This window comes from Thalassospira mesophila (assembly GCF_002115755.1).
Lineage (GTDB): Bacteria > Pseudomonadota > Alphaproteobacteria > Rhodospirillales > Thalassospiraceae > Thalassospira > Thalassospira mesophila.
The window spans coordinates 422164-444276 of record NZ_JFKA01000001.1 but is presented as its reverse complement, the minus strand read 5'-3'; the positions used below and the strand labels follow the sequence as shown (position 1 = coordinate 444276).

Here is a 22113-nt window from a genome sequence, read left to right as displayed (position 1 = left end):
CGGCCAAAAATGGCCGCCCCCGAAATAAATCAGGCAAATGCCGTAAAAACCTTTTTAAAAAAGGTTTATCAGCCGAGCGCAGCCTGGGCCTGGGTCACCAAAGCCTTAAAGGCTTCGGGTTCGCGCACAGCGATATCGGCCAGGACTTTACGGTCCAGCTCAACACCAGCTTTTTTCAGGCCATTCATGAACTGCGAATAAGTCAGGCCGTTTTCACGGGCGCCGGCATTAATACGCTGGATCCACAAGCTGCGGAACACGCGCTTTTTAGTGCGACGATCGCGGTATGCATATTGCAAACCTTTTTCGACAGCCTGGACGGCAGTACGATAAGTATTTTTACGGCGACCACGGTAACCCTTGGCAGCCTTGATAACCTTGCGGTGACGAGCGTGTGAAGACACGCCCCCTTTAACACGAGCCATTTATAATCTCTCTTGCCTTAGCCGTAGGGAAGGAATTTTTTGACGATACGCGCATCCGCATCACAGAGAATCTCTGTGCCACGTGCATGACGTTTCATCTTCGTCGACTTTGCCGTCAAAAGGTGACGCTTGTTAGCGACATTGTGACGGACCTTACCCTTGGCAGTCAGGCTAAAGCGCTTTTTAACGCTCGCTTTGGTTTTCATCTTGGGCATTTTTCTATCCTTGCGATAAGCAATTTGACAAAAATCCCCTTCGGCGGCTGGGCATGCCCTGAGATAATCGTAATTATCTCCAGCCTCACCACCTGGTTCGGGGACGCGTGGTTATAGACTCGACCCCGTGCTTTTTCAAGGAACTTTTCGGCAAAGGCCCCCAATCAGGTCGCGCGAACCCGTTTATCGCGCTGCAAACGATTTTTGGCCCGTTTCTGCGGCTATCAGTCGATGAAACCCGCCAAAATACGTGCGAAACCGGCCACGCAAATACCCGCCATGCCTTTGCATAACAGCATCGCGCGCCAGTGATTGGGAAATCAAGCGGGGGAAACGGGCAAAAAGCGGTCAAACAGCCGTTTTAATCAGGTGGGCCTTGCCCAGCCATTTTTCGATTCGGCTTAGCAGCTTTTCGCGATTAACCGGCTTAAGCACAAAGTCATTACCACCTGCGGCAATACCACCACGCAAATCTTCTTCGCTTTGGCGCGCTGTCACATAAATAACGGCAGCAGGAAGTTGCGGGAACCCGGTTCGGACCCGCAAGCTGGCTTCAAAGCCATTCATTTGCGGCAACATCACATCCATCAGGATCACACGGGGCCGCTCGGTTTTAAGAACCGATAAAAGTTCGTGTCCGGAAGACACGCCGATGAAACGATAACCGCCACTTTCGACGATCCGTTTAAGCAAAACAAGGCTTTTCCCGTCGTCATCAACACCGACAACAAGGGGTCCCTGAGCTGCTCCCATCGGCGTCTCCTTCCGGTTTGGCTGCATCGCCGCGCATTAACGCGGCGCCAGCACCATAATCATTATCCGGCCTTCCATTTTCGGCATCATTTCCGTTTTGGCCAGATCTTCCAAATCACCGGAAAAACGTTGCAGCATGCCAAGACCAAGATCCTGGTGCGCCATTTCACGCCCACGGAAACGCAGGGTGACTTTCACCTTGTCGCCACCACCAAGAAACTTCTGAGCCGCACGCAGTTTGACGTTGTAGTCATGGATATCGATATTCGGTCGCAGTTTGATTTCCTTGACCTCGATAACCTTCTGCTTCTTTTTGGCTTCGTTCTGTTTCTTGCTTAGTTCATATTTGAATTTACCAAAGTCGATCAGCTTGCAAACCGGCGGCTCGGCAGTCGGCGCGACTTCGACGAGGTCGAGTCCTGCCTCCATCGCCATGTCAATGCCTTCACGAACACTAATCGGTTCTGACAAATTGCCTTCTGCGTCAACAACACAGATGGAACGGGCTTTGATATCCTGATTGACGCGCGGACCGTCTTTGGTCGGCTGCATCGGTTTGCGTGGTCGTGCTATGGAGAATCTCCTATGACAGTCAAAAAATAAAGGCAAACAAGAATACGTGTCCAATGCCCGCAAAAGCATCAGTAGCAAGTTGATTTAGCATATCCGCCCCATATCAGAAAGCAATGATTTCGCAATATAAGGCAGTACGGTAACAGTTCACTGGCCCGGCACTTGCATGACTTCGCAGTTTTACCCGTTCAGTCCTCAAGATTAAGGCGCTGGCGAATCACATCAAACACGCGCGTGATCGGCAAATTACGCAAATCGGGCTGCTGAATAATACTGACCGCATCCTTTGAATGTCCGCGCGGGGCGCACATTTCCGGGTTCGATGCGTCAGAAAACAACACAATCGTCGGTGCCCCGGCGGCGGCGGCCAAATGCATTGGTCCGGTATCATTGCCAATCGCTAACACCGCATTTTGCGACAGACTGGCAATTTCCAGAAAATCGGTCCGGCCCATCAAATTGCGCGCGCGCGGGCACATGTTGCTGATGCGGTCTAAAACGTCGGCTTCGCTATCGGTGCCAATCAGCACCGGGGTTAACCGGTAATCGGCCAGCATTTTGGCCAGCAGGCCAAACCGTTCGGCGGGCCAGCGCTTTTCCGGGCGATGGGCCGACCCGCCAGGGCAAATCAGCACATAGGGCGTTTTGATGCCATAGCGGTCCGGGTCAATTTTGGGCGCGTTAATATGGGGCAAGGGCACATTGATAATGCCCAAATCGGCCAGTTGGTCGATATGGCGATCAATCGTATGCATTTTATGACGTTCGGGATTTTTATGGGGATGCGAACATCCCCAGGCGATTCCCGACCATTCCGGCGCCTTGCCCGGCCAGAACAACCGGTAATAAAACGTGGTGCGGTCCGATGTTTGCAAATCATAAACGCGGTCAAATTCACCCCCGCGCAAAAACCGGCGCAACGCCAGAATATCGCCAATCCGGGTCAGTTTTGGCCGCCGGTCAACGGCAATGGCATCAAAACAGCCGGTCGATTTGGCCAGATCAACATAAAGTTTGGTGGTTAACAGCGTAATATGGGCGTCAGGATGCGCCCGACGGATGGCGGCAAATGGCCCGGTTGCCATCACAACATCGCCCAACGCGCTTAATTTGATCACTAAAATTCGTTGCTGGCGGACGGGTTCTTCACCACCAACCGCCATTTCCACACCAATCGGTGCCATTTTGTCTTCTGTCATGCCGCATTATTCCTGACGATAGGCTGCAAGGCCTTATCGTAAACCGCCAGGGTCTGTTCCGCCATCTGGGTCAGGGAAAATTTCTCAATCACATGCTGTCGCCCTTTTTGCGCGATCGCTTCGCGCCGTTGCGGGCTCAGACTTAAAACCTGCGCCAGCGCGTGCGATAACTGGGCCACTTCGCCCGGCGCCACCAGCCAGCCGGTTTCACCGGGTAAAACTGTTTCGGTTGCACCGCCATGGGCCGTTGCCACAATCGGCCGTCCCATCGCCTGCCCTTCGGTCGGCACCCGGCCAAAGGCCTCGGGGTCCAAAGACGGGCAAACAACCACGTTGGCCAACATATAAGCCGCTGGCATGTCGGCGCAATGGTCGACGATGTGAACAACGTCTTGCAAATCAAGGCTGCGGCTCAGGGCAATCAACTCCTCGCGATAGGCTGTGCGTCCCTGATCGGACCCCACCAGCAAACAGCGCACATTACGATGGCCAATTTCTGCCAGCATTGCCGGAATGGCCTTGATCAAAAAAGCCTGCCCTTTCCAGCGCGTCAGGCGACCGGGCAACATGATGACCTGGTCATCCCCGTTCAGCCGCCACTGGGTTGAAAGGGCAATCAGACGTTCCTGACTGACATTTTCCGGGTTGAACAGGTCCACATTGGTGCCGCGCGGCACCACATTCAGGCGGTCTTCGTCAATTTTGTAATATTTGCGCACATGGTTGGCGATAAATTCAGATACCGCAATCACCTGGTCGCCCATGGTCATAACCGAATTATAATAGCGCTTGAACGGGTTGGTATAGCCCGAATAGGTACCATGAAAAGTGGTGACAAACGGCACTTGCATGTGGCGCGCCGCCCAGCGCGCACTCCATGCGGGCGCGCGCGACCGGGCATGGACAATATCCACACCTTCCGCCCCAATCAGATCAGCCAGCAAGCGCCCGTTCTGGCGCATGGTCAGTATATTTTTCGATTTAAGGGGTAATGTGATGTGGCGCGCACCTGCCCGTTCCAGTTCGCGCTCTAACCGTCCGCCTTGCGATGCCACCAGGGCAACGCCACCGCCATCAACAATTGCCTTGGCAATATCAACCGTTCCACGTTCTACACCGCCTGTTTCCAGTTCGGGCAAAACCTGAAGGATTACCGCCGGACGAAAGTCCGAACCTTGCGTCTGTCGCCCGGAGCGATAGACTGCCTGTGTCTCGTTTTGTGACGCGCTCATCCAACCTTAACCATTCAGCATCCAGGATTCTCAGCCCAGATGACTTATGACATGCCGACACTTATGTTTCTCGACCGGCCTGACGGATCAAAAATCGCATACCACGCGATCCCCCGCAAGCAGACAGCGACACCAAATGAACAAAAGCCCGGCATCCTGTTTCTTGGCGGTTTCATGTCTGACATGACAGGCACCAAGGCGACGCATTTCGAGGAACATTGTGCTCGGCGCGGGCTGGCTTATACCCGCTTTGACTATTCCGGTCACGGACAATCAACAGGCCATTTTGCCGATGGTACAATTGGACAATGGGCCAAGGATGCCATCGCGGTTCTGGACCATGTCGCCACTGGCCCGCAAATACTGGTCGGATCATCGATGGGCGGCTGGATCAGCCTGTTAACAGCCCTTGCCCGGCCTGATCGTATCGGCGGCCTGATCGGCGTTGCCGCCGCCCCCGATTTTACCGAAGATTTGATGTGGGCCCGGTTTAGCGACACGCAAAAACAAACCATCGAGGAAACCGGCGCCTTGATCGAACCGACAGAGTATGGCGATGATCCCTACACCATCACCCGCACCCTGATTGTCGAGGCCCGCAACCATTTACTGTTACGCACACCCATCAATCTGACCTTCCCGGTCCGGCTGGTACAAGGCATGCAAGACCCCGACGTTCCGTGGCAAACCGCCCTTAAACTGGCCGATAAACTGACCAGCAATGATGTCGAAGTCCATCTGATCAAATCAGGCGACCACCGCCTGTCCAAAGCCGACGAACTGGCCGCCATCACCCATCATATCGATATGCTGGCAGGATGTGCGCCAAGCGACGGCTGACGAGATGCAGATGAAACAATGATGAGACGGTGATCCGGCTCACACAAATGCGGCGGCACCTTTCACGATGCCGCCGCATTTTCTGTTTTCTATCCCGCCCGGGCCCTAATAGCTCAGGGACTCGGTCACCCGAGTCCTGGAAACTGCCCGACCGGCTGGCTCAAACCAGCACCACGTTATCGCCTTCAACCCGCACGGCAACCGGCTCTAGCGCATCGCCACTGCACGGGCCCGAAACGCAATACCCATCGCTGATGCGAAAACGCGCACCGTGGGTCGAACACAGAATTTCACCGCCAAATTCGCTGATGAATTCATCGTCTTCAAATTCCAGCGGTACGCCGACATGCGGGCAGCTATTGACATAGCCAAACACCGCATCGCCTTCACGAACGACAAAAATGTTCTGCCGCGCGTCACCTTCGCCCACGAACAGGCCTTTGGCCCCGGTATCATCAAGGGCAGAAAGCGGGCACAAAACCGTTCCTTGCGGTGCAAGGCGGCTCATGATGCCAACCCGCCCATTGCACAAATCGCCTGCCAGGAAGCATCGTCAATTGGCAAAACCGATAACCGGGACTGTTTTAGCAATGCCAGATCAGCAAAACGCGGATCAGCCTTGATATCATCCAGTGATACCGGCGTTTTCAGCGGTTTAACCGTTTTCACATCGACCTGCACGAACTTGCCCCTGGCATCGCCTGGGTCCGGGTAGGCTTCGCGGACAATTTCGACAATCCCGACGATGCTTTTTTCTTTTACCGAATGATAAAAAAACGCCTGATCGCCGATTTTCATCGCCCGCAGATTATTGGCCGCCTGATAGTTGCGCACCCCGTCCCAGCCTTCAACATCCTTCGCCACCTGATCATCCCATGACCAACTCGACGGTTCGGTTTTGATCAGCCAGTACGCCATCGATCAGAAAACCTTTTTAAACGGCCGGATCACAACCGATTCAAACAAACCTGCTTTGGCATAGGGATCATTCGCAGCCATGGTTTCGGCTGCGGTCATGTCTTCCAGCTCAATAATAAAAACAGAGCCGTTCATGCCTTCAAGGTCGGGATCAAGGGTCGGGCCTGCCGCAACGATTTTGTCGGCATAACCGTCCTTGATATAGGCCAGATGCGCATCACGGTTGGCTTTACGCACATTAAGATGACCGGGCTTGTCGACGCAGCGAATGTAAAACAACATGGAATTTTCACCTCTAAAGAAATGATATGATGAAGATAACGCCAAAATGACAGAAGCCGGAGCCCGCCTCAAGCTGAACCCGATATTTTCGCATCATGTTCCCCAAGGGGCATTTGCCGACACGCACCGAATAAGGATCAGAGACCGGCTTCCTGCTCGTCGCGAAACGGGCGATTTAGCAAGGCATCAATGGTGTCTCGCAACGGCGCATTGTGGTTTGCAACCTGATTAACCGCATTGCAAATTGGCATTTCCACGCCGTATTTATCCGCAACGGCACTTACCGAAGCCGCGGTATGCACCCCTTCGGTGACACTGCGCCGGGACGATAAAATATCGGCCGCCTTTTGCCCCTGCCCCAAAGCAACACCAAAACTGTAATTGCGCGACAAGGTCCCGGTACAGGTCAGCATTAAATCGCCCAGTCCGGCCAAGCCCATCAGGGTTTCGGCACGTCCCCCCATGGCAATCGCAAGGCGTGACATTTCAGCCAATCCGCGTGTGATCAGGGCGGCACGGGCATTATCGCCCAGCTTCATGCCCGCCACCACGCCACTGGCAATCGCCAGCACGTTTTTAATCGCGCCCGCCACTTCTACCCCGGTTACATCCGAACTGTAATAAGGGCGAAACGACGATGTGCCGATTTGATCAACCAGATTTTTGCCGATCTCGCGGTCCCGGCAGGCCAGCGTTAAGGCGGCTGGCAACCCTGCGGCAACTTCCTGGGCAAAGGTCGGCCCGGATAAAACCGCCACCGGCACATCGCCCAACACATCGCGCACCACGTTTTCCATCAGGGCACCGGTATGTTTTTCAATGCCCTTGGCACAAATAACGGCGGGGACGCCCGGCTGCCATTTATCGGCAATCGCCGTTAGGGACTCGCGCAAAAACTGCGCCGGGGTCACCAGCAGCACGGCATCGGCGCGTAACACATCATCCGCGCTCAGGGTTGCCGTTAACCCGGCAGGCAACGTAATGCCAGGCAAATACAAATCATTTTCACGGGTATCGTTCATCCGCGCAGCAAGGTCGCCGTCGCGCAGCAACATATGGGCTTGCGCCCCGGCCCGCACCGCCTGAATGGCCAATGCGGTGCCCCACGCACCGCCGCCAACAATTCCTATGCGCTTTTCCGACATGCCGGTTGTTTCCGTTTATGTGACATAAATGCTCGTATCCGGGCCAGATCCGCCCGTTTGCCAATTTCAGGCCTTCACCCCGGCGCCGGGGCGTTTGGGGGCTTCGGGGTCCAGCGGCCAGCGCGGGCGCGGTTTAAAATCCAGCGTATCTTGCTGTCCCAGCCGAAACCGTTCCAGCCCGGCCCATGCAATCATCGCGGCATTATCGGTACACAGTTCCAACGGCGGGGCCACCAGTTTCATGCCTGCCTTGTCGGTCAATTCAGCCAGACGGGTGCGCAAATATTTATTCGCCGCAACCCCACCGGCCAGCACCAGCGTATTACCGGTCGGATAGTCATTCATGAACTGATAAATCGCGTTTTTACAGCGATCAATCAGGGTTTCCCCCACCGCGCGCTGAAACGATGCTGCCAGATCGGCCTTCATTTCCTGCGTTCGCTGTGGCACCGGAAAACCATCAAGATGTACCCGCACTGCCGTTTTCAAACCGGAAAACGAAAAATCACAGCCGGGCCGCCCGCGCAACGGGCGCGGCAGGCGAAACCGCATCGGGTCGCCGGATGCGGCCAGTTTTTCCAGCGCCGGGCCACCGGGATAACCCAGCCCCATCATTTTTGCGGTTTTATCAAACGCTTCGCCAACCGCATCGTCAATGGTGGTGCCAATGCGTTTATATTGCCCCACCCCTTCGACGATTAAAACCTGGCAATGCCCGCCTGAAACCAGCAACAATAAATAGGGAAACGCCACATCATCGGTCAGGCGCACGGTTAAGGCGTGCCCTTCAAGATGGTTGACCGCCAGAAACGGTTTGTTGGTGGCAAAGGCAATTGATTTTGCTGTCATGGTGCCAACCATCACCCCGCCAATCAGGCCGGGCCCACCGGTGCAGGCCACGGCATCGAGGTCGGCAAATTCCAGCCCGGCATCATCCATCGCCTCGGCAACAAGGCGGTCGATATGTTCGAGATGCGCGCGCGCGGCAATTTCGGGCACGACCCCGCCATAAGGGCGATGGTCTTCTAACTGGGTTAAAACGCGATTGGACAAAATTTCGCGTTTGTCATTTACAACGGCGGCGGCCGTTTCATCACAACTGGTTTCAATACCAAGAACAATCATGGATTTTGATATCCGGCTTACTGATTTGCGCCCGATCAAAGCAGGCCTGTGGGCGATGATGTAGCCCAAAGTAACACGCCTTGCCACCCCTTGCAGGATATCGCGACACTCAAATACGATCAGATTAAGGAAATTCATCCATCGGGCGTGATATAGGCCCTATGCAGGCCGGTATTCACAGGGCTAAATATTGACACGCCCCGCAGATAACCGGCACTGATAGCGCAACGATACCGTGCAAAACTTGTTTAAACACTGAATTCGGATTACAAACCGGCACCATGACAAATACAGCGACAGATACAGTAAAACTTCGCATCGGCACCCGTGGCTCCCCCCTTGCCCTGGCACAGGCGTACGAAGTACGCGACCTGCTGGCAAAGGCCCATGCCGAGCTTTCAGGCGAAAACGACATTGAAATCGTTGTCATTTCCACGGTAGCAGACCGGGTAACCGACCGCGCCCTTTCCGAAATTGGCGGCAAGGGCCTGTTTACCAAGGAAATCGACGAAGCCCAGCTTAAGGGCGAGATCGACATTGCCGTTCATTGCATCAAAGATGTGCCGACCCTTTTGCCCGATGGCATTGCCATGCCCGTGATCATGCCGCGTGAAGATGTGCGCGATGCCTTTATTTCGGTAAAATACAAAAACTTCGCCGACATGCCCGCGGGTTCCGTTGTCGGCACCGCATCGCTGCGCCGTCAGGCAATGGTGCTCAACAAATACCCGCATCTTAAGGTCGAAACCTTTCGCGGCAATGTGCAAACCCGCCTGCGCAAACTTGAAGACGGCGAAGCCGATGCCACCTTGCTGGCCATGGCCGGGTTAAACCGCCTGGGCCACCCCGAAATTGCCACCCATGTCATCGCCGAAGACGATATGCTGCCCGCTGTTGGCCAGGGTGCCATCGGCCTTGCTATCCGCGCCGGGGATGAAAAGGTTGCAACGTGGCTGGCCCCGTTACATTGCCATGAAACCGACCTTCGCATTACCGCCGAACGGGCTGCTTTGCGCGCGCTTGACGGGTCGTGCAAAACGCCCATCGCCGCCCTGGCCGAACTTGATGCCAACGGCACCATGCGTTTGCGCGTCGCCATTGTTCGCCCTGATGGCAGCGAATGGCTAAATACCGAACGGGTTCTGGAAAACCCCGACATCGCCGGGGCTGATAAAATTGGTGCCGATGCCGGGAATGAACTTAAAGAACGTGGCGGGCCAGACTTTATTCTGGCTTGACGTGCAACCTTGCCACCACGCGACAAAACAAGACCGACCTGAACAACGCGGAAGAAAATATGGGGAAAACTGTCCTCAACACACGGCCTGAAACAGACTCGACTGATTTGTGCGCAGAATTGACTGTACGCGGTTATGAAATCTGTTGTGCGCCGATGTTGACGATAGAATTCCCCGCGCTGCCACATGGTGCTCACAGCCTCGACCTTGACAATATTCAGGCGCTGGTTTTCACCTCGGCCAACGGGGTTCGGGCCTTTACCCGCCATTGTAACCGGCGCGATTTGCCGGTGCTGGCTGTGGGTGATGCCACCGCCAGCACCGCACACGCCGCCGGATTTACCGACATTGCCAGTGCGCGCGGCAATATTGACGATCTGGCCGACCTGATCAGCCAGAAAGTATCGCCAGACAAAGGCGGGCTTTATCACCCGGCAGCACGCAAAACTGCCGGTGATCTGGGAACATTGCTGGCCGCAAAAGGTTACGTGGTACGCCGCCAGACATTATATGAAGCCCATGCCGCAAACGCATTTCCACCGGCCCTTATCGGTGGCCTTGTTCACGCTGGCATTGATGCGGTGTTATTTTTCTCTCCCCGCACGGCCGAAACCTTTGTTAAGCTGGTGGAACATCACAATATAAAAGGGGCAATGGCCAACATGACCGCAATTTGTCTAAGCCCCGCCGTACAAGACCGCCTTGCCAGCCTGCACTGGCGCAAGGTCGTGGTCGCGGCCCAACCGACACAACAAAGCCTGTTATCGGCACTTGATAGCGCAATAATATAGCGCAATCGCCTGACTGTCCTGCGCCAATGGGCGTATCGGAACAACCGCAAACTGCAATGGTCCGACCGTGAAAAAACCAGAAACGCCAAAAACCGACACCTCCGCGACGCCGGCCAAAGGCCAGGATACGATTTCGATCGACAGTAAAGGCAATGCCAATACTGGCGCGGCCCCCGCCCAAAGCACGCCGTCAAGCAAGGATAGCGCCGCATCTGCGTCTGCGTCGCCATCCCCATCCGCCGCCAGCACGGCAAAGCCCGGCGATGCCCCAGGCAGCACCAAGGCCACTGCCACGACGCCACCCGGTGCCAACAAACCGGCAAATGCAAGCGTGCCACCAGGCGGCACCAGCAAGCCAGCCAGTAGTGCGACCAAGCCCGCAAGCCCGTCATCTGGCGCAACTGGTTCTGGTCCCTTCGGGGCAAGCGGGTCTGGTGGCAAAAACACCAGCGGCAATAATAACGGCCCTTCGCGGCCTGCTTCTGGCACCCCGTCAGATAAACCTGCAAAACCCGGCAAACCAGCCATCATGGTGGTGATCTGGGCCGTGATCATTGTTGCTATTGTGCTGGCATTGACTTGGGCAAGCCGTTCGTTGTGGTGGCAACAGGCCCAACCGGCCCTGTCAGACCTTTTGCCGCAAACCGCGATAGAAGCCCTTGCTCCCGATACGGCAAACACGGGCACCATAACGCAAAATACCGCCCCCGCCGCCACACCGCGCCAAGACACGGATGAAGGATCGACACCGGACGATGCCGCCCAAGGCGGCACCCAAACCAACACCGCAACGAACACTACCACCCCGCCCGCTACGTCATCTGACGGTGATGCCAACAGCACATCCCAAGCCAGTGATAACGCCAGCGATGGCGATGGCATGGGCAATATGGGCATGGACACCCAACAGGCCGCCCCGTCTGCCGATACCGATATTTCCAAAACGTATGACACGCCAGACACATCAGACACATCAGACACTCCGGGCTCTCATGAGGGACAGGCCAGCAACGTTGTTGTTGCAAGTGATCTGACCGCCCGGCTGTCACATCTGGAAGGCACAATCGGGGCCCTGCGCGAACGGCTGGACAAAGAACGCGGCGGCGAATTGAACGATTCTGTTGCCCGCCGCCTGGGCGAACTTGAAACCCGTACCGCCCCGATTGACGACGTGGCCCGGGTGCAGTCCGAACTTTCGGGCGTTGCCAAGGAAATGCGCGATCTTACCGCCCGTATGGCAACGGTCGAAGACGAGCTTAAAGCCACCGAAGGCCTGCGCATTGCCGGGCGCGGTCAGGCGATTGGCATTGCTGTTGCCATTTTACGCGATGCTGCCCAGCGCGGCGGACCGTTCGAGGTGGCCTTAAACCAGCTAACGCGCAGTGGCTCGGATGATCCTGTCGTTCAAAAACAGATCGCATCACTGGAACCTCTTGCCAGCACTGGCGCACCACGAATTGAGCAATTACGCCAGACATTTTCTGGTGCCGCAGAAGACGCAATCAAATCCGCCAGTGACGATAATTCAGGCGGGATATGGGACTCGACAGTAGCGAACCTGAAAAAGCTGTTTCCGATCCGCCGGGTGGATGTGGTGGGGCAGGAAACCCTTGATGGGCGTCTGGTCACCGCCGAACAGGCATTGGCACAAGATAACCTTGCCGATGCCATCACAACCCTTGAAGGCATTGAAGGCGAAAACGCCAAGACGGCCCTCAAACCATGGCTGGATCAGGCCCATGCCCGCCAGACCATCAATCAGGCGATTGATGTGCTAAGCAGCCACGCGATTGGCCTTTTGACCGGCACCGAAGATAAAACCGGAAATGCCACCACCGGGTCGGAGGATGCCCAATGATCCGTCTGGTTCTGTTTATTCTAATCACAGTCGCCCTTGTGACCGGGGCTGTCTGGTTTGCCAATAATCCCGGCACCATGACCGTCATCTGGCTGGGCTATCGGTTTGATGGCTCTATCGGCATGGTGGTGCTGGCCATTCTCGCACTGGTTATGGTTCTGGTCGTGCTGTGGCGCATCTGGTTTGTCATTTCACGCTCGCCGGGCTGGGTCGGGCGCATGCTCGGCAGCCGTCGCCGTAAAAAGGGCCAGCAGGCCCTCACCATGGGTCTTTTGGAACTGGCATCGGGTGATGTGCGTCAGGCGCTTAAACATACCCGTGCGGTTGATAAATACCTGGAAGACGATACCTTAACCCGCCTTCTGACCGCACAGGCCGCCGAACTTGAAGGCAACAATGACGCCGCCCATCACCAGTTTGAAGAAATGCTGAAATCACCGGATTCGGCATTTTTCGGGCTGCGTGGCCTGCTGCAATTATCCCTGAAATCGGATGACCGCGCCGCCGCCCTTGATTACGCCGAACGCGCGCACCGTTTGCGCCCGCGCAATCCGTCGGTTCTGGTCACTTATTTCGATTTGCTGTTGGGTGCGAAACGCTGGGACCGGGCCTTAACCCTGCTGGTTGATGCGCAAAAGGCCGAGATTTTTAAAGAAGACGAGCTTTCACGTCGCCGCGCCCTGCTGATAACGGCAAAGGCCGAAGATGCTGTGCGCGACGGGGAAAACAGCGAAGCCGTCAAATTGTTGCGCAAAGCCCTGACCGCCCATCCCGATTTCAGCGGTGCTGCCATTTTACTGACCGAGCTTTACATAAAGGTCAATCAGCCCGCCAAGGCGCGCGATATTGTCACCCAAAGCTGGCAGGTCAGCCCCAATGGGGCTTTGGGCCAGCTTTACCTGCAAAGTCTGGACGGCGATGCTCTTAGTAAAATCAAAGCCGTTGAAAAACTGATTGCCGGTAAAACCGACCACCCCGAAAGCCAGTTGCTGTTGGCCGAAGCCGCCCTTCATGCCCAGCTTTGGGGCATGGCGCGCAGCAACCTTGAAAAGGCAATTACCAAAAACGCACAGGCCCGCCATTATCGCCTTCTTGCCGATCTGGAATTTGCCGAAAAGCAGGACCCGGCCAAGGCGCGTGAATTGCTGGTCAAAGCCAGCCACGCCAACCCCGACCCGGACTGGCGCTGTAGCGCGTGTGGTGCGGAAACCGGCAAATGGTCGGTTATTTGCCCCTCCTGCCATTCCTTTGGTGCGATTGACTGGCGTGCGCCTTTGCGCCTGCATAACCACCCCCATGACGATCATGGCCATGCAGGCATAGCGGGCAAGCCAAATGCCCCGCTGGCGGTTTCGGTAGCTGGCACCACGATTGACGGCGATGAAACGGCTGTGCTGCAAAAACCCGGCCGCGATTAAGTTTGCCCAGCACACCACACTGATTGCGAAATACATAAAAAAACGGCGACCCGATATTTCGCGGGTCGCCGTTTTTATTTATCCAAGTCCTGCCAGACCAAAATTGATCAATGGCGGAAATGACGCATTCCGGTAAACACCATCGCGATGTTGTTTTCATCGGCCGCATCGATCACTTCCTGATCGCGCATGGAACCACCCGGCTGAATAACAGCCGTGGCACCGGCCTTGACCGCAGCCAGCAAACCATCGGCGAACGGGAAGAAAGCGTCGCTCGAAACCACCGACGCCTCGGTCCGCACAGTTTCTTCACCAGCGTTTTTGCTGGCTTCTTCGGCTTTCCACGCAGCAATGCGCGAGCTGTCAACCCGGCTCATCTGCCCGGCACCAATGCCCACTGTGGTGCTGTTTTTCACATAAACGATCGCGTTTGATTTCACATGTTTGCCAACGCGGAAGGCAAACAGCAAATCGTTGAGTTCCTGTTCAGACGGTGCACGTTTGGTCACAACCTTCAGATCGTCGCGCGTCACCCGGCCCGCATCGCGGTTTTGCAACAAATACCCGCCCGACAATGACCGCAGGGTCATATCGGCTTCATCCGGGGTTGCCATGCCGCCGGTCAAAAGAACACGCAGGTTTTTCTTCGCGGTCAAAACGGCTTTTGCTGCGTCGTCGGCATCAGGCGCGATCACGACTTCGGCAAACAGTTTGGCAATTTCTTCAGCGGTCGCCGCATCCAGCGTACGGTTTACCGCAATAATGCCGCCAAATGCCGATACCGGGTCGCAGGACAATGCCTTGTGATAGGCATCAAGCAAGGTTTCGCCTTCGGCCACACCACAGGGATTGGCGTGTTTGATAATCGCAACAGCCGGTTTTTCGGAAAATTCCGACACCAGTTCAAAGGCAGCGTCGGTATCATTCAAATTATTAAATGACAGTTCCTTACCCTGAAGCTGGGTTGCGGTGGCAACACCGGGGCGGTTTTTGCCATTGGTGTAAAATGCCGCCTGCTGGTGCGGGTTTTCACCATAACGCAGGGTTTGTTTCAGTTCGGCCGAAACATTCAAACGCTGCGGGAAGGTTTCACCAAGCTGACCGGCAAACCAGGTTGAAATTGCCGCATCATAAGACCCGGTGCGGGCATAGGCCTTGGCAGCCAGCGCACGGCGGGTTTCATAGGTGGTGGCACCTGCATTGTCGCCCATTTCGGCAACCACACGGCCATAATCGGCCGGATCAACAATTACGGTCACCGATTCATGGTTTTTGGCCGCAGATCGGATCATGCCGGGGCCACCGATATCGATATTTTCGATGCAGGTGTCATAATCGGCACCCTTGGCAACGGTTTCCTCGAACGGATACAGGTTAACGGCCACCAGATCAATCGGGGTGATGTCGTTGTCGGTCATCGCCTGCATGTGGCTGGAAACAGAACGACGGCCCAACAGGCCGCCATGAATTTTCGGATGCAGGGTTTTGACACGGCCATCCATAATTTCGGGAAAACCGGTATGGGAGGCAACTTCCTTAACCGGAATACCAGCCGCTTCAATGGCCTTGGCGGAACCGCCAGTCGACAGAATTTCAACACCCTGTTCGTGCAGGGATTTGGCAAATTCAACCAGACCGGTTTTATCGGAAACAGAAATAAGCGCGCGCGCAATACGGGCTGTCATCGGGGCTTCGCTTTCATGCAGGAACGGAAACAGGAACATGGCCCGGGCGCATTAATCATGGTTCTGCCGTTCTGCCTTTTGCAATTTCGGCAAACACACATCATTAATGGGCCCGGTCCGATTTCGGGCGGAGCAATAACACGCAACGGGCCAAATGTGGACCCCGAATTGTTGCAAGGCGGCTATCTCGTCAGCACAAATGAAACATGCTGTTTTTTCAGGCAGCCTACTATCAAAAAGCAGGTATCGCCTCAGGCATCAATCGGGCGACTGGCAATTTCGGCCTGTTGCTCGGCCAAAATCGAACTGACGCTAATTTCAGGCGGCTGAAATTCCGGCACCAGTTGCGACACCAGTTCCAGCGTCCGTTCCGAATTGCGCGCCTGCGCGCTTTCGGCCAATTGCGCCAGCACCGATTTAATCAGCACATAATCCAGCACACGCGGTGCTGCCAACAACACGCCATCGGTTGCGGTCAGTTCTGGCGGTTCGGAATCGTGGAACAGTTCTTCATAAAGCTTTTCGCCCGGTCGCAGCCCCGTCACCTTGATTTTCACATCGGTCTCGGGGCGCAAACCTGCCAGCAAAATCATCTGCCGTGCCAAATCAACGATTTTGACCGGGCGGCCCATATCAAGAACAAAAATCTTGCCGCCCGCCGTCATGCCCTGACGGCCCATCTCGGCGGCCTGCAATACCAGTTCAACCGCTTCGGCAATGGTCATGAAATAACGCGTAATGCCTTCATGGGTCACGGTTAACGGCCCACCGGCCTCAAGCTGGCGGCGAAATAACGGCACAACCGACCCGGTAGAGCCCAAAACATTGCCAAACCGCACAGTGACAAAGCGGGTTTTACCCCGTTCTTCATCGCTTAAGGTTTCTAACGCCTGACAATAACATTCCGCCAGCCGCTTGGACGCACCCATCACGTTGGCCGGGTTCACCGCCTTGTCGGTCGAGATCAGCACCATGGTTTCAACATCGGCAGCGCGGCAGGCCTCGGCCACATTGCGCGTCCCAATGGTGTTGGTCAAAATACCTTCATTGGGATTGTGTTCGACCAGCGGCACATGTTTATAGGCCGCCGCATGGAACACAATATCAGGTTTCTCGATGGCAAAAACCTGATCCAGACGTACCCGGTCGCGCACATCACCCAGCACGCTATAGCGCGGCAGGTCGGGGTGTTTTTCCGACATTTCCATGTCGATTTCGTACAAATTATATTCACCCGCATCAAACAGGCAAATCCGTGCCGGGCCATAACTGGCAATCTGGCGCACCAGTTCCGACCCGATTGATCCGCCAGCCCCCGTCACCAGAACCCGGCGACCGGCAATCATGTGGCGGACTTTTTCACGGTCCAGGCGCGCTTCGGGCCTGCCAAGCAAATCTTCAATCGCGACGGGGCGAATTTGCAGCGGGTCGGCAATACCGTCGCGCAAATCGCCCAGTTTGGGCAATCGTGATAAAACCAGCCCACGCCGGTCAGCGATTTCAACCCATTTGCCAATGTCAGGATGGCGCAGGGCATTACCGGTTAATACCAGCTTGCGCGGCCGGTGGTCCTGTCGCACCTTTTCCAGCTTATCAAGGGTGGCTTCAAGGTTATCCACCGTGTCAAAAACCTTGACCCCATGCATATTGCGGCCCACGCGCCCCTCGGTCAGGCCAACAATGCCAACAACTTCAAACGGGGCCAGCGCCGAACGGCGGGTTTCACGAATGAAGGCTTCGGATTCATCGCCCGCCCCGATCAGCAAAATGGGAATGCGGCTTTCGCCATCGCGCGCCATCGCACGTGATACCGACCGGTCCTTGACCACGCGGTACAACAGGCGCGGCCCGCCCAAAAGCGCCATTAACAAAAACCACTGAATAATCGGTGCCGAACGCGGCAGCCAGTCCAGCCGGGTGGTTAAAAACAATACAGCAAACAAAATGGCAATCGCCAGCGTCACCGCCCTGGCAATACGGGACAGATCATTTAACGACGCATAGCGCCAGATGCCGCGATAAAGACCGAACAGCCAAAAGATGCCCCCCGCAAGCACAGCAAAACCAAGTGTTGCCAGAACCATGTTTTGCGGCACAAAATAAGGCAGGGCATTGCCAACACGCAAATATAACGCCAACGGAAATGAAACCGCCGCCATGATCACATCATGGGCAAACGCCACTTGGCTACGCCGTATCAATCGCAACATAAATGTCCCAAACCAATTGCCTGTGCGCCTGATTGTTCAAAGGCGGTTTTGTTTGTCTGTTGTCCTGGGTCGATCTTTTCGCGCCCTGACGGGGGCAAGTCAAGCACAGGTCGTATAATGACAGGTTATTTCCCGGCAGACCCATCGGCCTTTGCCATCGGCCAAAACCGCAAGATCGCAACCAGCAATAATACAACACCCAGCGCGATCCCCAAACGGGCAATCGCCCCCGCTATAACAACGGGCAAGGGTACAAACACAACCGTTATCAGGATCAGGTTTGCCGGCAGGATCAGCAAGGATACCGTCCCGTGGCTCATGCCGCGCCCGGTCGCCACCTGATAGGCATGCTGGCGATGCGCCTGCCATATTTTCTCGCCTCGTGCAGCCCGGCGCACAAGGGTATAGGTCGCATCAAACAAATAATATGCCGGAAATATCAGAGCCGGCAGCCACGCCCCGCGCGCCGCCATTTCCAATAACAACCAGCCCAGCACATAGCCCAGTGGAATTGACCCGACATCGCCCAAAAACAGCTTGGCCGGGTGCCAGTTCCAGATCAGAAATCCCAGCATAATCGCAACGATGCCAAGGCCGATCACACCCAGGTCGACAAAGGCCGGGGTAAATGCCAACAGGGCAACCACAAACACACCCGCCCCGATTGATCCGGCTTCAACCCCGGAAATACCGTCGATGCCATCCATGAAATTAAACAGGTTCACAAACCACACCCACGCCAGAACCACCAGCACATGGTCCAGCCACAGGGGCACCAACCCTTGCAAAACCGGGCCACTCAGGGCTGTGATCCCGCAAATTACGGCAACAAACTGAAACCCGAACCGTAACCGTGCCGATAAATCATGGCGGTCATCCATCCAGCAAATGGCCGCCAAACCAACCGCTGTGGCCAGCATTAACCAGCGTTGCCAGCCCGCATCACCAAACCAGATTGTCACCCCGGCCACCATCAGTAACAGCAACGGCGTTACCGCCAGCCCGCCGCCGCGTGGCGTGGGCACAGCATGGCTGGAACGATGATTGGGCATGTCGAGAATGGCTTTGTGGCGCAAATATCGCAAAACTGCCCCGGTCAACAGCAACGAGGCAAGTAGCAAACCGCCTGAAAAACCGGCAAGGGCAGCAAATGACATCAAACAGACCCGCTTTTAATTAGATTTGATTTCTGGATTAGCGATGCAGGCACCCAACCGCAAGGTTTTTCGGTTTTTGCGCATAAACCGTCGCTTTGGCAGGGCTGAATTGCGGCCAAGACGCTTTACACCCCTGCCTATCACGCTTACTTACACTATTATATTGATCAAGGAGAGACCCTTCCGTGCGTGAAAGCCGTTCAAACCATTCTGGCCGCCGCAGCCCCGATGCGCGCACCTCTGCCGCCCCCGTGGCCGCAGACCCGCGTATGCTGGCCCTTAAAACCCTGCAGGAATTGCGCGGCGGGGAAGTCACGCTCGATGAATTGCTGGCAAAACACGGCTATGCCCTGTCCTCGCGCGATCGAAATTTTTTGCGCCATCTCCTTGGCAGCACCTTGCGCCATCTGGGCGAAATTGATGCCATTCTGGCCCCGCGTTATCACCCGCCGCAGGACCGCACCGCCAACCGCCTGACCAATATCATGCGGCTGGGCGTCACCCAGTTATTCTTCATGGATGTGTCCGACCACGGCGCGGTCGATAGCACGGTAAACCTCGCGCGTGATGCCGGGTTGCACAAATATATCAAACTGGTCAACGCAGTGCTGCGCGGGTTGCAACGTGACGGGTACGAGCTGCCCGACGGGGTTGAAGACTGGCAATTGAATGTTCCGGCATGGCTGCGCGGGGTGTGGAAAAAAACCTATGGGGCCGATCGCGCCCGCGAGATTGCGCGTGCCAGCCTTGGCTACGCCAAACTTGATATTTCCGTGCGTGACGCCGAAGAACGGGCCGAATGGGCCGAAAAACTGGGTGGCACCTTGCTACCCACCGGCACCATCCGCCTTGAAAGCGGCCAGCGTATTCGCGATTTACCCGGGTATAACGATGGTAAATGGTGGGTACAAGATGCTGCGGCTGCCCTGCCCGCCCTGCTGTTTAGCCAATATGACGGCAAAACCATCTATGATTTGTGCGCTGCCCCCGGCGGTAAAACCATGCAGTTGGCCGCCCGCGGTGCCAATACCATTGCGGTGGATAAATCCGAAGGGCGCTTGCGCCGGGTTTACGAAAACCTTGAACGGGTCGATCTGGGGGCTGCCATTGTCACCGGCGATGCCACCGATCTGGCCGACGATGCCCCGATTGCCGATGCGGTGTTACTCGACGCGCCCTGCTCGGCCACTGGCACCATTCGCCGCCACCCCGATATTTTGCTGCGCTCAAGCGATGCCCTGATGAAATCGCTGTTGCCGATCCAGCAAAAGCTGCTGTTGCAGGCCGACCGGGTGCTGGCGGTGGGCGGCGAGCTGATTTATTGCACCTGTTCGATGCAGCCCGATGAAGGCGAATTTCAGATAAAGTCGTTTTTGGCCGATCATCCCAACTATGCCCGCAAACCGATTACGGCCGACGAACTGGGTGGCTGGGACGAAGCCATAACCACCGAAGGTGAATTACGCATTTTGCCAACCCATATGGCCGACCTCGGCGGTATGGACGGGTTTTATTGCGCACGACTGGTTAAACAGCGCGGATAAGTGCTGTTAAAGGGCCAATCGGAGCCGGTTTAAGTGACAAAGACGGGAATTTGCGCTATAGCAGCGGCCAATTCCCGCTTTTTTTCACTGTGTTACGATCAGGACCGTGCTGCGCCATGACAACGCAAAATATCATCAAAATTGCCCCGTCCATTCTGTCGGCCGACTTTGCCAAACTGGGCGAAGAAGTCGCCGCGATTGACGCCGCAGGTGCCGACTACATCCATATTGATGTAATGGACGGCCATTTTGTACCCAACATCACCATCGGCCCCGATGTGGTCAAGGCGCTGCGCCCGCACACCGACAAGGTGTTTGACGTACATCTGATGATTGCCCCGGTCGATCCCTATATCCAGGCTTTCGCCGATGCCGGGTCCGATATTATCACCATTCATGCCGAAGCAGGCCCGCACCTGCATCGCAGCCTGCAACTGATCAAATCGCTGGGCAAAAAAGCCGGTGTGTCGCTGAACCCGTCAACCCCGGAAAGCGTGATCGAATATGTGATGGATCTGGTCGATCTGGTGCTGGTGATGACGGTTAATCCCGGCTTTGGCGGCCAGAAATTCATCGCAAGCCAGCTTGAAAAGATCAAACGCATCCGCAAAATGATCGACGCAACCGGTCGTCCTATCGACCTTGAAGTCGATGGCGGGGTAAACCCCGAAATCGCGCGTGACGTGATTGCAGCAGGTGCCGACGTTCTGGTCGCAGGCTCCGCCACCTTCAAAGGCGGCCCCAGCCAGTATGCCCCCAATATCAAGGCCATTCGCGGGAACTGATACCCTAAAAAAACGGCGGTTTTTCTGTTAAAGAATATCGCCGCTTTTATTCCAGATGCGTGTTACGCCGAAATCGTCAAACATTGCCTCGTTGCTGATCAACGGGATGGACTCAATCCGGCTTTGCGCAATCAGCATCCGGTCAAACGGGTCGCGATGGGGAATATCCAGTCCGCCCGCCAGATGCGCATGTTGAAAACTGATCGATAATGGCTCAAACCCGGCCTGCCCGATCCAGCTTTCATAGTGCGATAACAAAGGTACCATCGATGGCCATTTGCCAAGCCGCACTTTGGTTGCCACTTCCCACATGCTGGCCGCACTTATGAAAACCGTCTCGGCCTCGCCAATCACTTTACGCGCCTGCTGTGGTAGTTGCGGCGAGTCGACAAGCCACCAGAACAAGGCATGGGTATCAAGCAACACCTGCATTAATTTTCCCAAGCCGAAAGCTCGTCATCGGGAAGCGGGTCAAAAACCCCGGCAGGAATATCAAGCATTCCCTTTAACATTCCCGGCATCCGCTGATGTTTGTGAATGGCAACCAGCCGTGCAACCGGCTCGTTTCCCCGGGCAATAACAACGTCTTCGCCGTTCTCGGCTGCCCGGATCAAGGCAGAAAGTTGGGATTTGGCATCGTGCATTTTTACCAGTTTCATGGCAACGCCCCTTCAAAGTTAGCTAACAATATAGCTAACCTTACCACCAAAGTCACCTGCA

At 55.7% G+C, this 22113-nt stretch carries 23 protein-coding genes; 7 read left to right on the top strand and 16 right to left on the bottom strand.

The window, feature by feature from the left end; genetic code table 11:
* Positions 1-68: 68 nt before the first annotated feature.
* The 6 genes from rplT to TMES_RS02050 all read right to left on the bottom strand — a co-directional run bounded on the left by rplT (position 69) and on the right by TMES_RS02050 (position 4397).
* Positions 69-425 (bottom strand): 50S ribosomal protein L20, encoded by a 357-nt coding sequence (gene rplT / locus TMES_RS02080; protein ID WP_085578952.1) that lies wholly within the window; start codon positions 423-425, stop codon positions 69-71.
* Between the two features lie 17 nt (positions 426-442).
* A complete protein-coding gene (rpmI, locus tag TMES_RS02075; protein ID WP_085578950.1) occupies positions 443-640 on the bottom strand; it encodes a 50S ribosomal protein L35 in 198 nt (65 codons plus the stop codon).
* A gap of 348 nt (positions 641-988) precedes the next feature.
* Complete coding sequence (locus TMES_RS02065; protein ID WP_085578946.1) at positions 989-1393, bottom strand: response regulator; 405 nt, start codon at positions 1391-1393, stop codon at positions 989-991.
* Positions 1394-1429: 36 nt separating this feature from the next.
* A complete protein-coding gene (gene infC / locus TMES_RS02060; protein ID WP_085578944.1) occupies positions 1430-1945 on the bottom strand; it encodes a translation initiation factor IF-3 in 516 nt (171 codons plus the stop codon).
* Between the two features lie 209 nt (positions 1946-2154).
* Positions 2155-3165 carry a glycosyltransferase family 9 protein gene (locus TMES_RS02055; protein WP_085578942.1) on the bottom strand — a complete coding sequence of 337 codons (1011 nt, stop codon included), beginning with the start codon at positions 3163-3165 and terminating at the stop codon, positions 2155-2157.
* On the bottom strand, positions 3162-4397 hold the full coding sequence (locus TMES_RS02050; RefSeq protein WP_085578940.1) for a glycosyltransferase family 4 protein: 1236 nt from the start codon (positions 4395-4397) through the stop codon (positions 3162-3164). Before TMES_RS02050 ends, TMES_RS02055 begins: the two co-directional genes overlap by 4 nt.
* 39 nt (positions 4398-4436) lie before the next feature.
* On the opposite strand from TMES_RS02050, the gene TMES_RS02045 reads away from it, so the two are divergent.
* Positions 4437-5237, top strand: a complete 801-nt coding sequence (locus tag TMES_RS02045) for an alpha/beta hydrolase (RefSeq protein ID WP_085578938.1) — start codon at positions 4437-4439, stop codon at positions 5235-5237.
* A gap of 160 nt (positions 5238-5397) precedes the next feature.
* Here the strand turns inward: TMES_RS02045 and TMES_RS02040 are convergent, their stop codons facing one another.
* From TMES_RS02040 to tsaD, 5 genes are all read right to left on the bottom strand, one after another.
* On the bottom strand, positions 5398-5745 hold the full coding sequence (locus TMES_RS02040; protein ID WP_085578936.1) for a Rieske (2Fe-2S) protein: 348 nt from the start codon (positions 5743-5745) through the stop codon (positions 5398-5400).
* Positions 5742-6155, bottom strand: coding sequence for an EVE domain-containing protein (locus TMES_RS02035; RefSeq protein ID WP_085578934.1), 414 nt, complete (start codon positions 6153-6155; stop codon positions 5742-5744). The genes TMES_RS02040 and TMES_RS02035 overlap by 4 nt, the downstream gene beginning before the upstream one ends.
* A gap of 3 nt (positions 6156-6158) precedes the next feature.
* Entirely contained in the window at positions 6159-6437 is a 279-nt protein-coding gene (locus TMES_RS02030; protein ID WP_085578932.1) for a YciI family protein, read from the bottom strand.
* Between the two features lie 137 nt (positions 6438-6574).
* On the bottom strand, positions 6575-7582 hold the full coding sequence (locus TMES_RS02025; protein WP_085578930.1) for an NAD(P)H-dependent glycerol-3-phosphate dehydrogenase: 1008 nt from the start codon (positions 7580-7582) through the stop codon (positions 6575-6577).
* Between the two features lie 66 nt (positions 7583-7648).
* On the bottom strand, positions 7649-8707 hold the full coding sequence (gene tsaD / locus TMES_RS02020) for a tRNA (adenosine(37)-N6)-threonylcarbamoyltransferase complex transferase subunit TsaD (protein ID WP_085578928.1): 1059 nt from the start codon (positions 8705-8707) through the stop codon (positions 7649-7651).
* A gap of 281 nt (positions 8708-8988) precedes the next feature.
* Between tsaD and hemC the strand changes: the two genes are divergently transcribed.
* The 4 genes from hemC to TMES_RS02000 all read left to right on the top strand — a co-directional run bounded on the left by hemC (position 8989) and on the right by TMES_RS02000 (position 14012).
* The gene (gene hemC / locus TMES_RS02015; protein ID WP_085578926.1) at positions 8989-9945 is read left to right on the top strand and encodes a hydroxymethylbilane synthase; all 957 of its coding nucleotides are present in this window, start codon (positions 8989-8991) and stop codon (positions 9943-9945) included.
* A gap of 59 nt (positions 9946-10004) precedes the next feature.
* Positions 10005-10736, top strand: a complete 732-nt coding sequence (locus TMES_RS02010) for a uroporphyrinogen-III synthase (RefSeq protein ID WP_085579796.1) — start codon at positions 10005-10007, stop codon at positions 10734-10736.
* A gap of 67 nt (positions 10737-10803) precedes the next feature.
* Positions 10804-12594 carry a COG4223 family protein gene (locus TMES_RS02005; protein ID WP_085578924.1) on the top strand — a complete coding sequence of 597 codons (1791 nt, stop codon included), beginning with the start codon at positions 10804-10806 and terminating at the stop codon, positions 12592-12594.
* On the top strand, positions 12591-14012 hold the full coding sequence (locus tag TMES_RS02000) for a heme biosynthesis protein HemY (protein WP_085578922.1): 1422 nt from the start codon (positions 12591-12593) through the stop codon (positions 14010-14012). The genes TMES_RS02005 and TMES_RS02000 overlap by 4 nt, the downstream gene beginning before the upstream one ends.
* Before the next feature lie 107 nt (positions 14013-14119).
* Here TMES_RS02000 and purH read toward each other — a convergent pair whose 3' ends face one another.
* The 3 genes from purH to TMES_RS01985 all read right to left on the bottom strand — a co-directional run bounded on the left by purH (position 14120) and on the right by TMES_RS01985 (position 19064).
* Positions 14120-15736, bottom strand: a complete 1617-nt coding sequence (gene purH / locus TMES_RS01995; RefSeq protein ID WP_245835167.1) for a bifunctional phosphoribosylaminoimidazolecarboxamide formyltransferase/IMP cyclohydrolase — start codon at positions 15734-15736, stop codon at positions 14120-14122.
* A gap of 212 nt (positions 15737-15948) precedes the next feature.
* Positions 15949-17880, bottom strand: coding sequence for a nucleoside-diphosphate sugar epimerase/dehydratase (locus tag TMES_RS01990; RefSeq protein WP_245835166.1), 1932 nt, complete (start codon positions 17878-17880; stop codon positions 15949-15951).
* A gap of 152 nt (positions 17881-18032) precedes the next feature.
* Positions 18033-19064, bottom strand: coding sequence for an MraY family glycosyltransferase (locus tag TMES_RS01985; RefSeq protein WP_085578919.1), 1032 nt, complete (start codon positions 19062-19064; stop codon positions 18033-18035).
* Between the two features lie 185 nt (positions 19065-19249).
* On the opposite strand from TMES_RS01985, the gene TMES_RS01980 reads away from it, so the two are divergent.
* Complete coding sequence (locus TMES_RS01980) at positions 19250-20608, top strand: RsmB/NOP family class I SAM-dependent RNA methyltransferase (protein ID WP_085578917.1); 1359 nt, start codon at positions 19250-19252, stop codon at positions 20606-20608.
* Between the two features lie 116 nt (positions 20609-20724).
* The gene (gene rpe, locus TMES_RS01975) at positions 20725-21393 is read left to right on the top strand and encodes a ribulose-phosphate 3-epimerase (protein ID WP_085578915.1); all 669 of its coding nucleotides are present in this window, start codon (positions 20725-20727) and stop codon (positions 21391-21393) included.
* A 27-nt stretch (positions 21394-21420) separates the two neighbouring features.
* Here rpe and TMES_RS01970 read toward each other — a convergent pair whose 3' ends face one another.
* Complete coding sequence (locus tag TMES_RS01970) at positions 21421-21825, bottom strand: type II toxin-antitoxin system VapC family toxin (RefSeq protein WP_085578913.1); 405 nt, start codon at positions 21823-21825, stop codon at positions 21421-21423.
* A complete protein-coding gene (locus tag TMES_RS01965) occupies positions 21825-22052 on the bottom strand; it encodes a type II toxin-antitoxin system Phd/YefM family antitoxin (protein ID WP_085578911.1) in 228 nt (75 codons plus the stop codon). The genes TMES_RS01970 and TMES_RS01965 overlap by 1 nt, the downstream gene beginning before the upstream one ends.
* Positions 22053-22113: the final 61 nt, after the last annotated feature.